Source organism: Galbibacter pacificus (genome assembly GCF_029603165.1).
In the GTDB taxonomy this organism is placed as follows: Bacteria; Bacteroidota; Bacteroidia; order Flavobacteriales; family Flavobacteriaceae; genus Galbibacter; species Galbibacter pacificus.
In genome coordinates this window covers 776,648-790,311 of the sequence record NZ_JAQSVC010000001.1, presented here as the reverse complement: position 1 = coordinate 790,311, position 13,664 = coordinate 776,648, and the positions used below count along the sequence as shown (strand labels likewise).

The 13,664-nt window shown below is 37.3% G+C and carries 10 protein-coding genes and 1 tRNA gene; 5 read left to right on the top strand and 6 right to left on the bottom strand.

Annotation, left to right across the window (positions count from 1 at the left end; all coding sequences use genetic code 11):
- The first annotated feature begins 12 nt into the window (after positions 1-12).
- From PSF86_RS03195 to PSF86_RS03180, 4 genes are all read left to right on the top strand, one after another.
- On the top strand, positions 13-1,752 hold the full coding sequence (locus PSF86_RS03195) for a RagB/SusD family nutrient uptake outer membrane protein (RefSeq protein WP_277898619.1): 1,740 nt from the start codon (positions 13-15) through the stop codon (positions 1,750-1,752).
- Positions 1,753-1,765: 13 nt separating this feature from the next.
- Complete coding sequence (locus tag PSF86_RS03190) at positions 1,766-2,641, top strand: endonuclease/exonuclease/phosphatase family protein (protein WP_277898618.1); 876 nt, start codon at positions 1,766-1,768, stop codon at positions 2,639-2,641.
- Positions 2,642-2,797: 156 nt separating this feature from the next.
- Positions 2,798-3,367, top strand: coding sequence for an RNA polymerase sigma factor (locus PSF86_RS03185; RefSeq protein ID WP_277898617.1), 570 nt, complete (start codon positions 2,798-2,800; stop codon positions 3,365-3,367).
- Positions 3,368-3,439: 72 nt separating this feature from the next.
- Positions 3,440-3,513, top strand: a tRNA-Pro gene (locus PSF86_RS03180).
- A gap of 52 nt (positions 3,514-3,565) precedes the next feature.
- Here PSF86_RS03180 and PSF86_RS03175 read toward each other — a convergent pair.
- The 6 genes from PSF86_RS03175 to PSF86_RS03150 form a co-directional block, all read right to left on the bottom strand.
- Positions 3,566-4,882: an OmpA family protein gene (locus tag PSF86_RS03175; RefSeq protein ID WP_277898616.1), complete on the bottom strand. Its 1,317-nt coding sequence runs from the start codon at positions 4,880-4,882 to the stop codon at positions 3,566-3,568.
- Between the two features lie 30 nt (positions 4,883-4,912).
- Positions 4,913-8,839, bottom strand: a complete 3,927-nt coding sequence (locus tag PSF86_RS03170) for an MBG domain-containing protein (RefSeq protein ID WP_277898615.1) — start codon at positions 8,837-8,839, stop codon at positions 4,913-4,915.
- Positions 8,840-9,031: 192 nt separating this feature from the next.
- Complete coding sequence (locus PSF86_RS03165; RefSeq protein WP_277898614.1) at positions 9,032-10,801, bottom strand: hypothetical protein; 1,770 nt, start codon at positions 10,799-10,801, stop codon at positions 9,032-9,034.
- Positions 10,802-11,396: 595 nt separating this feature from the next.
- A complete protein-coding gene (locus PSF86_RS03160) occupies positions 11,397-11,813 on the bottom strand; it encodes a VOC family protein (protein WP_277898613.1) in 417 nt (138 codons plus the stop codon).
- Positions 11,814-11,858: 45 nt separating this feature from the next.
- Positions 11,859-12,077: a DUF4287 domain-containing protein gene (locus PSF86_RS03155; RefSeq protein ID WP_277898612.1), complete on the bottom strand. Its 219-nt coding sequence runs from the start codon at positions 12,075-12,077 to the stop codon at positions 11,859-11,861.
- A 56-nt stretch (positions 12,078-12,133) separates the two neighbouring features.
- Positions 12,134-12,550: an SRPBCC family protein gene (locus tag PSF86_RS03150; RefSeq protein ID WP_277898611.1), complete on the bottom strand. Its 417-nt coding sequence runs from the start codon at positions 12,548-12,550 to the stop codon at positions 12,134-12,136.
- A 117-nt stretch (positions 12,551-12,667) separates the two neighbouring features.
- Here PSF86_RS03150 and PSF86_RS03145 point away from each other — a divergent pair, with 117 nt between their 5' ends.
- Positions 12,668-13,648, top strand: coding sequence for a GlxA family transcriptional regulator (locus PSF86_RS03145; RefSeq protein ID WP_277898610.1), 981 nt, complete (start codon positions 12,668-12,670; stop codon positions 13,646-13,648).
- Positions 13,649-13,664 lie beyond the last annotated feature (16 nt).

Here is a 13,664-nt window from a genome sequence, read left to right as displayed (position 1 = left end):
AAAAACAAAGACATGAAACATCGAATTTACATACTAACATTTCTATGCAGCCTTATACTATTTAGTTGCAGCGACGAATATTTAAATAAGGAACCGCTTTCGGACGTGACCGAAGAAAGTTTTTTCCAGAAATCCAGCGATTTAGAACTCTACACCAACGGCTTTTACCGAATGTTCCCGGAAGCCTCTGTCTATAACGGCGATGAAAGAGCAGGCGAAATTATTACCACCAATTTAAGTGAAGAAATGAGAAGCGCCCGCTTGATACCGACCAGTGGCGGCGGATGGAATTGGGATTATTTAAGGGATATTAACTACTTTTTGGAGCATTACGAAAAATGTGACGACGAGAATGCTAAAAAGCATTACAGCGGTGTTGCCCGATTTTTTAGGGCCTATTTTTATTTTGACAAGTTAAAGCGTTTTGGCGACGTTCCGTGGTACGACTATACAATAGATCCAACCGATACCGAAAGCTTGCAAAAACCAAGGGACAGCAGACAGTTTGTAACCGATAAGATTATTGAAGACTTAGATTATGCTATTGCCAATTTAAACGATGAAACCCAAGCTTACCGAATTACCAAATACAGTGCACTGGCATTAAAATCCAGAGTTGGGCTTTATGAAGGTACTTATGAAAAATACAGAAATATTGATGGGTACGAAAAATTCTTGCTGGCGTCGGCAGATGCTTCATTGATACTCATGGACGATTCTCCATATACCATATACAGCACTGGTGATACCATGCACGATTACATGAACCTGTTCAATGCACATGATGCCGAAACCAGTGAAATGATCTTGAGCAGGCAATTTACACAAACAGTGGCGGTAGACCATAATGTAAATTATTATACCACAACTTCATCTTATGGGCGTCCGGGAATGCCAAAAGAGTTGGTAAATAGTTATTTAATGAATGATGGTTCCCGTTTTACAGATCAGGCCAATTACAATGCAATTTTCTTTTTAGAAGAAGTAGCAAACAGAGACCCAAGGCTCTCGCAAACCATACGCACGCCCGGTTATACAAGAAAAGGCGAAGCCATGGAAATTGCACCAAACCTAGGGGCTACCACAACAGGATACCAATTAACAAAATATGTTACGGAACCTATTTATGATACCAACGACGAATCTATTACAGATTTGCCCATTTTACGTTTTGGGGAAGTGCTTTTAAATTATGCCGAAGCAAAAGCAGAACTGGGAACCATTTCACAAACCGACCTAGATAACTCCATTCAGCAGCTAAGAAACCGTGTGGGTATGCCCGGGCTTAGCATGGCAGAAGCCAATAGCAATCCCGATCCTTTTATGGCAGAGCAATACCCAACCGTTGCGGGGGCAAATAAAGGCCTGATTCTGGAAATTAGACGTGAAAGGCGTATCGAACTGTATATGGAAAACCATCGTTGGGACGATATTGTTCGTTGGCAATCTGGGCAAACTATTACAAATCCACTTCGCGGCATGTATTTCCCCGGCCCCGGAAATTACGATCTTGACGGAGATGGTAATACCGATGTGGTTTTATTTGAAGGAGAAGAACCGGGCGGCCAAACAGAAGGCATTCAATATATAGAATTAGGCTCGGACATCTTTTTGGATGAAAACAACCTTGTAGATCCACAACCCGATTTTAACAACAGGACTTTTGACGAGGAACGTGATTATCTATATCCTATTCCAAGAGTTGAGCTTCAATTGAATCCAAATTTAACACAAAACCCTGGTTGGGAATAAATTTTAAAAAGACATGAACAATTCACTTTTAAGAACTATCGCCTTTGTACTATTGATAAATAGTCTTGCCATTCAACAAACAAAAGCGCAAGAACAAACGCCAGTTAAAATCATGACAACCAATATAAGGTATGAAAACCCCAATGACGGGATTAATATTTGGGACAACAGAAAAGACTGGATCTGCGATAATATTAACTTTATGGATATCGATATACTGGGCGGTCAAGAAGTAATATATGCCCAGCTTCAAGATATGATAGAAAGGTTACCGGCCTACGACCATATTGGAATTGGTAGAAATGGCGGCAATGAAGGCGAATTTTGTCCGATTTTTTATAAAAAAGACAAATACGCACTTCTGGACAGCAATACCTTTTGGCTGTCTGAAACACCCGAAAAAGAAAATTCCAAAGGCTGGGATGCCGCTTTGTCACGCATTGTAACGTGGGTAAAGCTGAAAGATAAACAAACAGGGAAAGTATTTTTCTTTTTCAACACACATTTTGACCATAAAGGCAAAGAAGCGCGTTTAAAAAGTGCCGAACTTATTACCAAAAAAACAAAGGAGATAGCCGGGGATATTCCATTTTTTGTGACGGGAGATTTTAACCTTCCGCCTTCTGTTAAAGCATACAGTGTGCTTACCAAGAATAATCCGGTAGGTTTTAATCTGGAAGATACCTATACGAGGGCAGAAAAAACATACGGGCCCAAATATACTTTTAACGGCTTTAAGCTAGAACCCGATCAAGACAGGGAACGCATCGATTATATCTTCTTCCATGGAAATGTAGCCATTTTGAAACATCAAACCATCGATGGGCAACGGGGTCCTAATTATATCTCAGACCACTTCCCCATTGCAGTGGATGCTATTGTAAAATAACCCATGTATTATCCTTACAAAGAGGATGTTTATAAAAATTTTAAACATCCTCTTTCTTTTAAATATTGAAACCTTTTCATAACATAACCATAAAATAAACTTCTCCAAATTCAGCATTTCAAGTTCTAATTTTATGGTTCGTTAATGACTAACTCGATGGCACCTCCAACAAAAAACTCACTTTTAATTAAAGCGCTCCAAAAAAGGGAACATTGGGCATTAAAACAACTTTATAATACGTATTGGAAAAAAATGTTTGTATATGCTTATAAAATTATTGCAGATCAGGCATTGTGCGAAGACATCGTGCAGGACATATTTGTTAGCATATGGGAAAAAGCACCAAACAGCGACATTCAACATTTAGAATCTTATTTGTTCAAAGCCCTTAAATACAAAATTGCCAACAGCCTTAGAGATGCCAAATACACCCGTATAAACGAAGGAGTTATAGCAAAATTACCATCGGAAAACAATACCAAGACAACCGTTGAATTTCAAGACCTTGAAAAACAAGTATTGCAAATACTTGATACCCTTCCAAAAAAATGCCGAAATGTTTTTTATTTAAGTAGAATTGAAGATTATAATAACCTTGAAATTGCCCAAGAGCTCAATATTTCGGTAAGGACCGTAGAGACCCATATAAGTAAGGCATTAAAACATTTTAGGTTCCATTTCTCTCATTTACTTACACTTACCTTCATGTTATTAAAAATCTTCTAGAAAAAAGTTAATTATTCCTTTTAAAAACTATTGATATTTGGTTTATCTTTTTATTTTTGCTCTCACAACAAACGGGATGTGGCGCAGTCTGGTAGCGTACACGCATGGGGTGCGTGTGGTCGCTGGTTCGAATCCAGTCATCCCGACTTATAAAAAACGTCATCACATAGCCAATAAGTGATGGCGTTTTTTATTATTTTAATTTTCGCTCACAACTTCTATTGAAACCCTTCTGTTTTTCTCCCTGTTTTTATGTGTTATATTAGGGAACAGTGGTTCAGCCTCTCCTTTGGACTCTACTTTCATACGGTCACGGGAAATTCCTTGTGTTTCTAAATAAGCTGCTACCGATCTGGCACGTTTCATCCCGATTTTTTTATTTATTGATTCACTTCCCAAGTCACAAGTATAACCGGTAATATAGAGTTTTGATTCCTTATTTTTGTTTGCTAGTCTGGCAATGGTTTTTAACCTTTCGGTTAATTGTTCCGGTATTTCTATCTGGTCAATATTTCCAAAAACCAACGGTTTTTCCATATAAGCAACCTCTGAAGCGGTAAGTGTTGGCTCTATTATATTTTCTTCATGATTTTTTTCAACCACTTTGGGGACCAAAACTTTTGTTTCCATAGGCTCTTCTATGGTAACCACTTCTGTTTTTTCTGCTTGTAATGCATTTTTTTTTCCTAACCGAAAACCTAGTTTAACCTGTATCCCTACCGAAAGATACTTGCTGCTTTCTACAATTCCTTCTGCTGCCATCACTCCATTTGCAGTTACCATTTCCAGTCCATTAGGGCTATAGTCCACTAGGTTCTGCGTTGGATTCTCGTCTTGTAAATCCGTAAGCCCATAATCTATATAAATGCCCGTATATAATTTTAGGTGTTCTTTTAGCTTAAAAATCAGCCCCCCTTCTATGCTTAACAGCACAGATGTTTTTAAGGAAACTTCCACATGATTTTCCCAATCGTTGGTATTACCAAATCCATGAACGGGAAGATCGTCTATCTCTAGATTAAGATCCGGATAGTAACTACTTAACTCTAAATCTTTGGCGCTAGCCGCCACCTGCTGCTTTGTAGGAAACAGTACTTTACCTCCAAACCCGACATAAAATCCCGTTTTATCTGAAATTGCACCTCGGTACTGTAACATTACGGGAATACCAAAACTATAAAAATGTTGATCTTCTCTATACTTGCTTGTATTTACCCTATACTCGAAAGCGGAGCCTTGGTCGTCTATCTCATTGGTTACAATCTGTTGGTTGTCATACAATTCAAATGTATTGCTATTGTACCTGGCCTCTATTCCGGTTTGGAGTCCCCAATGATTATTAAAAAAATAGGTGTATCCTACCCCTATACCACCGCCAAAGCCCAATGTACCATTTCCCATCGAACTGTTATAAGCTATCCCGGAGGTACCTCCATCCAATTTAAACATAATTTCCTGAGCCTGTCCAGATAGCATCCATATTAAAAACAGGCTTGTTACTATTCTTATTTTCATATGTTATTGATTGATAATGCTATGTGCTTTTTATTTTACTAAAAGGTTTACCGTTTTCCTTTCTCCGTTGGAAAGACTGAGCAATACCACATAGATGCCCGTTTGCATAGGTGCCGTAAGCCGTGTCTGGGAGCCCATGGCAGGAACCGTTTGCAGGACCCTTCCATTAAAGTCAATAATGTTAATACTGGCCCCATTGAGCAATGGTTCTTCAAAATTGCCATCAAGAACAAATTCCGATCCAGCCATAACAGGATTTGGTATTACGGTTGCCCTTCTGCTGACACTTTCTCTTGATAATTCCAAGGGGCAAGAGGTGATTACTTCTCCGCTTTCGGTAAAAGCCTCTACGTAATAGCTACCATTCAAGGCAGTATTTTCGGAGTAATACTGTTGGGTAGCCCCAAGAACGGCGGTACCATTTTTATACCATTGGTAACCTACAAAGTTTCCGTTACTGTTGTCGAACATCAAAACATCGTCCCAGTGCTGACGTATAAGCCCTCCCTGGCTTATCAATAATGTTTTTTGAATTGAAGTAGCAGGGTTATGGTTTTTATCTCCAGACTGCATGGCCATTATTGTTGCAGCTCCAGACCGTTTATGGGTTAAAACATTGCCAGACACTTCAGCAATAGAGTTATTTGAAACAACATAGCTTATAGGCAGCCCGCTATTGGCCGAAGCCGTCAATGAAACCTGCGACCCACTCCCACAACCAAAGCTTAATTGCTGATTCCAGACGATGTTTTGATCAGCCTTGACAACTTCTAAACTTGAAGCTTCAAAATATATATCATAGCTCTTCCCTGCATTTAAATTTCCAAGGGTTATTGGATAGGTACCTGCATTTTCCCCGGTTTCTCGAGATAATTTTCCTGTTATAATACTTGTACCGTCTCCATTTACAAAACCCATAACCTTATAGGTCAATTCTGGATCGGCCTCTCCAAAGACCTTTGATGTATTTTCAGCAGTTATAGTTAAGGGCGCCTTTGTAATTTCTAAAGTACCCGATGAATAATTGATTGTATAATTATTACTTAGTTTTAAACTTCCTTGATCAATGCTATATGTGCCTACAGCTTCTCCTTTTTCCCTTGCCAGTACTCCTTCAAAATTATCGTTGCCAATTAAACTTGGGCTTGCTGTATAAGTAAGTTCGGGATCGGATGCGCCATACTTTTTTTTCTGATAATCGGCTACTATAGTCACCAACTTAGGGGAAATGACAAATGCATCATTGTCTTCTTGAAACGTAATATTATAATTAGATGCCTTTACGCCATTTAATTCCAATTTGATATTATAATTCCCCACATTTTCGCCCATTTCTCGTCTGCTTTCGGAAACAATGTCTGTTAGGCCATCACCTTCGGCCAAGAAACTTCCGCTATCAAGCACAAAACCATAATGCTCCGGATCTGGTGAACCATAAGTTTTCCCTTGGTCTGATTCTGTAAGAATAGTAATTTGCTTTTGTTCTACTATTATATCAATTTGTTTTGTGATTTCTTCAAAATTTTCGGTAGCTTCTTGTTCAATAGTTAAAATACCATTCCCCACCTGCTGAGCGAATACAGATTTCAAGTCATTTAAATTCAAAATATTAGAAGCATCACCCTCTAAAGTATAACTAAAACTCCCATTAGGGTTGCTACTTTCTATTGTTAACGTTCCTTGATCCCCATAGGTTAACAAAAGTCCTTTATTTAAATCGATGTTTATTCCATTCCATAAAACTGTAAGCTCGGGGGAACCTTTTAATACCTTAATGGTTACTTGTGCACTTATTTCATCAGGATTGGCAAAATATGGAATATCTCCTTCCTCTGGAAGAATTAGTGGTACGTTGAATACATATGTTCCTGCAACTTCAGCATTAAATACACCTCCTGAAGGTGTCAACAATGTCCAATTAGCTGTATTTCTGTCTAGCGAAACAATAACCTCGTTTTCATTGTTTAATATAGCTGTTGCCTCTGTGGGAAGGTTGTTTATTTCGGTTAAAGCAGTCCCATATGCTACCGTTATTGCTTCTGAGGAAAAAACATTTTTAACAAATGGAACAGGATCTGTATGGAGCTCATAAGCGCCCATATCGATAATATCGTTCGTAGAAGACCCGTTATAGAGGCGTTGTTTTCCCGCCAAATCGACATCAGTCGTCGGGTTTCCACCAGCATCGATATAAGCTTGGTTACTTCCCTTATTAACTGCCGGACTATATTTTTTTAAGAACAAGTATTCTGTAGTTCCAGGAACAGTATCTACGAATTCTGGATCTATGTCTATATTATTGCCTCCATCGATTCCCATTGCATCGTCCCAGGTGCTACTCCCCCCAAAATTGGCAATAATGCTGTTTGAAAAAAAAGTTTTATGCCCCCCGCTATTGGTATATACCGATGCCGGCGGAATAGATGTACTCCCTAATGCCTCATTATCCCAAATAATGGAGTTTTTTATCAAAGGAGACGACAACAAATTATAAATAGCTCCCCCTTCTTCTTCTGCAACATTCTTTGTAAATGTACAGTTTACTATTGTTGGGGACATAATTCCAAGGTTGTAGATGGCTCCTCCTCCTCCATCACTTATGGCCATATTACCAGAAAAAACAGAATTAAGAATGGTTGGTGATGCACTAGGCAATGAATTATCTAGGCCTAGATTGCCCATGTTTGCCATAGCACCACCAATAATTGATATATTGTTTTTAAAAAGTGAATTATGTATTGTAGGATGACTACCATCACTGTTGTATATTGCACCTCCTGAATGGTCTGCAAGGTTGTTGGAAAAAGTGGCGTTTACCAAACTGGGATGATTTCCTATATCGTTCCATATTGCTCCTCCAGACTCTCCAGCATGATTTCCCGTAAACATAACATTATTTATTATGGGATTACTAGAAACCCCTGCTACAACAACATTACTATTTATCATTGCACCTCCGTAAAGTATTGCCGAATTACCAGAAAATATCAGATTTTTTAAAGTCGGGGAACTTTGTCCGTTATACATCCCGCCACCGTTTGTAATTTCATTTTCTGTAAGCGCTCCGTTAGCATTTCCCCCTGTAATGATAAAACCATCTAATATGGCCGAAGTATCTAAACTGGAATTATCAAATATCCTATAACTATTAACTCCAGAAATATCTTCATAAGATGTAAGTACTCCATTGCCATCCGTACTATCATTTCTATCTATATCCCCACTCAAAATCGTAGGATGCGCCTGCCAATCTCTTGTGTCCATATTAAAACTTGTGCTTTCCGTTCCAGAAAGCCCACCATAGATAGCCACCCCTTTTCTCATTGAAAACGATTTTTTTCGTTCGTTATCAGTTACATTATTAAGATCGGTAGGTGTAACTGGCATATATAATCCTTGTGCTACCCATATTTCCAAATTACCATCTAAGTCAACATCCCAATTTGACCTAACCCAACTTAGGGCATCACTGAGTTCGTGAATAGCATTGTTCCAACTATTGCCACTTTGGTTTCCTCCACTAACATTTTTATTAACATAAAGAATGTTTCCCGAACTTGGAGTTATTACCGGAGAAACTACTTTTAGCGTAAAAGCAATGCTACAATCTACAGGGTCATCATTATAATGAGATTTTATAATGCTCGTCCCAATCCCTTTGATTTTGATGTAATATTGTGATGCCTTTACGCTAATAACCGCTACCGATGTGTTACTACTTTCATAGGTTACATTGGTAGTAATCTGACCCGGATTTTCTCCTAAGCTCCCGCCTGCGGGAACAAATGATTGTAGCAATAATTCGCTGTCCATCTCAAAGTTAATCGAGAAGGTTTTGTTATAACCTAAAATTGGTCCATAAAAATGAACCTGGGAATCCATACAGGATTGCGAAAAACCAACTTCTATGTAAAAAAAAGTGACACTACAAAGTGCTAAAAGTAAAACTCTCTTCATATTTTCAGCTTATAGATTTGATTGGCTAACCAAAGGTTAGCGCTAAAGGTAGAAATCACTATATAAAAAGAAGAAAATCACGCATTACAAAAACATTACAATTGCCTCCATGAATCGTTTAGATTATTAATAAATAAACAAATTAACCAACGTATAATTTTATATACTCAAGCCAATTTATTGTATTTGAAGTCATAAGGCCATGACCCATTGCTGTAGTTCGTCCTGTGTTTTTAATTGTAATTTTTTTCGAATACGGTGTTTTGTTACCATGACGGTATTTGCAGAAACCCCCAAAACAGCAGCCATTTCTTTATTAAACAACTGTAATTTTTCTAAACACAAACAGCGTAACTCAGCTGGGCTTAATTGCGGGGTCTGTTGTTTGAGTCTATGGATAAAATTTGGATAAACCTGTTCAAATATTTCTTGATATTCTTTCCAGTTTTCATCGGTCAGGATAATACTGCTTTTCAATTCATTTAACAGTTGCATATCCTGCCTTCCCTTATCTTTTTGCTGCAATTGCTGAATAAGTTCGTTTTTTTCTTTTACTTTTTCTGTAAGGTTATTTAATTTATTTACTGCTAACGATAGTTCATTTTGAGTATTTTGGTAGGCCAACTCCTTTATTTTATGTTTTTGCAATGATATCTGTCGCTCCTTTTTTCTCCTGGTGTTTGTTATGTAATAGAGTAAAAAACCAAAAGCCGCTAGCAAGGAAACGATTAAAATATATATTCCTGAACGCAACCTAAGCTTTGCCTGCTCCTCTTTTTGTAAATTTAATTTGGCCTGATTCTCCTGTATTAGCAGTTTATCTTGAGACATTTTAACCAGTGCCGTCTTGTATTTAGAGTTAATTATTTTTTCCACTTCTTGAAGGCTATCCCTATATAAAAGTGCTTTTTGGTAATCTTTCGTTTTATTATAATATTGATAAAAATTGTGATAGTAATCTTTTTTTGCTACTTCATATTGTTGTTGCTCACCAAATTCAAAGGAGTTATTTTTATTGAAATAATTTTCAGTTAAGGTAATATAATTATATGCCTTTTCAAGCGAATCAGTTGCCAAATAACCTTTTGCAAGGTCTGAACACGCTTCTCTGGATATTTCTATATGCTGATAGGTATTTCTGTTGAGATTATAATTTTTTCTAAAGTACATTACGGACTTTTCTTTATTCCCTTCCAATAAATAAACCTCTCCAATATTCCCTGAACTAATGCCCATCCATACAGAATCATGATAAATTTCAGCTCTTTTGTATGCCATGTTTAAATAAAATTTAGCACTGTCCAATTTATTTATTTTCAAATATGACATTCCTAAGGTATTGTAGCGCTGTATATCAAGATTGTTATTAAACTTTGGCAATGTTATTGAAGTTTTCATCGCTTCGATGGCCTTTTTATAATTCCTAAAATAATAATAATCCAAAGCTAGGTCATGCAAATATTTACCTATATTTGGTACATTCTCATATCCAATTTTTTTGAATATTTTCTGGGCGTTTAAGGAGTTTTCAAATGCCCATCCGTACCGTTCCAATACAAATTGATTTTGTCCTATTTGGTGGAGGCAGATTGCCCTGTATAAAGAATTTTCTTTGAATTTATCATTTTCAAGTACTTTTTCGTATCCCTGAATCCTGTTTCGAGAATCGGTCTCAATAAAAGTAAATGGAGTAAGTTTTATAAAATTTAATTCTTTTAAAAAGGGCTCATCTTTATATTTATAGGCTAATGAAGTGGCTATTTTCAATATAGTTTCCAACTCCTTTTGCTTATTGTCGTTGCCGTCAGTTTCTTCAATCTTTTTTATTATGTACCGATTTATATTTCGAATCCTATCAGCAGATGATCGATTTTTAAGTATAGGTTCCAGTTGAATACTTTGTTGTGCATTTATTGGAGAAACATAAGAAATAAGTAGTAGAAAAAGATAAAATCTGCTCATTCAATTAGGGTTTCTGTCAAATTTAATCATTTATAAATTAAAATATCCCCCCTATTATTTCATCTTAAGATTCTTAACTTAAAAGAAGTTCATAAACCTTTTCAAAATTAACCTAAGTAAATATGACTGTTCAACCGATTATTCCTGCATTTGTTACCTCCCAAGCTTTCTCCTCCATGACAATAAACTCGCTCCCCATTTGTCAATGACACAATCGATAATCGTCTGGTCCGGTTCCCCGACCGCTTCAGGTAAAAAACGCTTGCCATACTATCGATAAGCAAGCGTACGTCGACCTTTAAGGTCTGTAAGGTTACCCCCTCAATTATTACTTTTTCAAGCTCTACCTCTACGTCCGGAGAGATGTTCCATTGTCAATATCAACATACATGGCCCCTATTTTAACACCTTCCACAATTCGGTCCATTACAAAGCCCCTTCTAAAAATAGGGGGGCGTCTGGACCCCCACATTTATATTACCCATCGCAACAGTGTACAAACTAAAATAAAAGTACCCAATAATATCTGTATATTAAATAAAAAACTAGAAATGGACTGCAAATGAACAAGGATATAACTTCTTTACTTTTATTTTTACCGGTTATTTACCTTCCTGCAATAAAGCAGCCAATGATGTCCATATTTATCGGTGAGCCCGCCAAAAGTATCTCCTAAATATGTTTTTTTGATTGGATGTGAAGAAATACCGCCTTTTTTTAAATTTTTATAATATTTATTGGCCTGAGATTCACTGGAACAGTCTAATAATATGGAAACAGCGTTTCCTTTTACCAGCTCATCATCGTTCATATCTGTACCCATTAGTTTTATGGCGCCCAACTTTAGGGAAGCCTGCAATACAAGCTCTTGTATGTTTTTGGGGAATTTATAGGCCTCGGGAGAATCGCCAATGGTCTGTATATTTAATTCCCCTCCAAGGCAATTTTTATAAAACTCCATGGCTTCCCTGCAATTTCCGTTAAATGTAAAGTATGTAATGATTTGGTTCATAGTAAAAGAATTCAGAAAAATTTGTTTTTGCTTTTTACAAACTTTTTATTCCCTTTTACCTTTTAAATAGGCATAAATAGCCATTGCATGCCCGTGTCCAAGTTGGTAATCTTCTTTCAACCAATTGGTAATTTGGGTGGCTTTTATTTCTTTTTTGATGATGCCATTTTTGGTAAATTCCTTTTCTTGGGCCAACGCACAAAAATCGGAAGGTGTTTTACCTGTTTTTGTTTGAATATTATTTAAATATGATTGAAATGACATGGCTATCTGTTTTTATTTAATTGGACTTACCTTATTTACTTTCAGTTTATATTGATTTAAACTAAATGTTTTTCGGCATACTTTTTAAAATTATCCATTATGGCCTGCCAGCCATCGCGCTGCTGCTCCAAACTGTTTTGGTTTTCTGCTTCAAATACGGTTTCGATTAACGTTTCATTATTTTCTTCTTGAAAGTCTACCGTTACTTTTCGGCCATCTGTTATGGTATAGGCTATGTGCTTATTGGGTATTACCTCATTATAGGTTCCGGCAAAATCAAAACCAAAACTTCCGTCTTTGGCTTCCATCCTTGACAAAAATTTGCCTCCTGACCTAAGGTCGTTTTCTGCCCGGGTCGTGTGCCAATCTTCCGCAGGGGTATTCCATTTTACAATATGTTCTGGGGTAGACCATAAGTTCCATACCTTACCCACCGGGGCATTTACCTTGCTTTTTACCGTTATCTGTTTCATAATTTTCTTTTTTAATGGTTCTGATACAAATTTTTAAATAATTGCGCACATATCAAGGGCATAATTACGGCATTTATAAGGGTTGATTGCGCCACATCATTTCATTATCTTTGGATTATGAAAAAAGTTTTTATCCTCGTTCCAGAGTCGGCGGTCATAGAAACCATTGCCTCCCCACGGTATATTTTTTCTGGTGCCAATCAGTTTTTACAGGCCAATGGAAAGGAAGCCTTGTTTAATGTTAGCTTGGTGGGGAGCACTAAAGAGGTGAAATTTAACAACGGGATGTTTTCCGTACAGCCCGATATGCTTTTTGATGAAGCAAATAAAGCCGACCTTATTATTATACCTCCATTATTTGGAGACATGAAAACGGCCATTGCGCAAAACGACACCGCTATTCCATGGATAGTAAACCACTATAAAAATGGTGCCGAAATTGCATCGCTTTGTGTGGGTGCTTTTTTATTGGCCGCCACCGGGTTGCTCAACGGAAAAAAATGCTCTACCCACTGGGCCTATTATGATGAGTTTAAGGAAAGTTTTCCCGAAGTTGAAATTATGGACGGAAGCATTATTACCGAAGAATCTGGAATATATTCCAGCGGTGGGGCCAACTCTTATTTTAACCTGTTACTTTATCTGCTGGAAAAATATACCGATAGGGATACCGCCATTCTGGCCTCTAAATATTTTGCCATTGACATCGATAGAAACAGCCAGGCTGCTTTTATGATGTTTAAAGGCCAAAAAGACCACAATGACGAAGAAATAAAGAAAGCACAAGAATACATAGAACAAAATTTCCAAGAGAAAATTACGGTTGACGATTTGGCCAAAATGGTGGCCATTAGCCGAAGGAGCTTTGAAAGGCGCTTTAAACAGGCAACCGATAATACGGTAATAGAATACCTGCAAAGGGTAAAGGTGGAAGCTGCAAAGCGGAGTTTTGAATCGAGTAGAAAAAATATCTCTGAAGTTATGTACGATGTGGGATATTCTGACAGCAAGGCTTTTAGGAACGTATTTAAAAAAATAGCCGGCCTGACCCCCATTGAATATCGTAACAAATACAATAAAGAGGGAATGGCCGACTAATTGCGGTTAACTTTTT

Coding starts and splice junctions, on each gene's coding strand:
- PSF86_RS03145 (WP_277898610.1), top strand. CDS start 12,668: ATGAAAAAAGTTTTTATCCTCGTTCCAGAGTCGGCGGTCATAGAAACC.
- PSF86_RS03190 (WP_277898618.1), top strand. CDS start 1,766: ATGAACAATTCACTTTTAAGAACTATCGCCTTTGTACTATTGATAAAT.
- PSF86_RS03175 (WP_277898616.1), bottom strand. CDS start 4,882: ATGAAAATAAGAATAGTAACAAGCCTGTTTTTAATATGGATGCTATCT.
- PSF86_RS03165 (WP_277898614.1), bottom strand. CDS start 10,801: ATGAGCAGATTTTATCTTTTTCTACTACTTATTTCTTATGTTTCTCCA.
- PSF86_RS03160 (WP_277898613.1), bottom strand. CDS start 11,813: ATGAACCAAATCATTACATACTTTACATTTAACGGAAATTGCAGGGAA.
- PSF86_RS03150 (WP_277898611.1), bottom strand. CDS start 12,550: ATGAAACAGATAACGGTAAAAAGCAAGGTAAATGCCCCGGTGGGTAAG.
- PSF86_RS03195 (WP_277898619.1), top strand. CDS start 13: ATGAAACATCGAATTTACATACTAACATTTCTATGCAGCCTTATACTA.
- PSF86_RS03185 (WP_277898617.1), top strand. CDS start 2,798: ATGGCACCTCCAACAAAAAACTCACTTTTAATTAAAGCGCTCCAAAAA.
- PSF86_RS03170 (WP_277898615.1), bottom strand. CDS start 8,839: ATGAAGAGAGTTTTACTTTTAGCACTTTGTAGTGTCACTTTTTTTTAC.
- PSF86_RS03155 (WP_277898612.1), bottom strand. CDS start 12,077: ATGTCATTTCAATCATATTTAAATAATATTCAAACAAAAACAGGTAAA.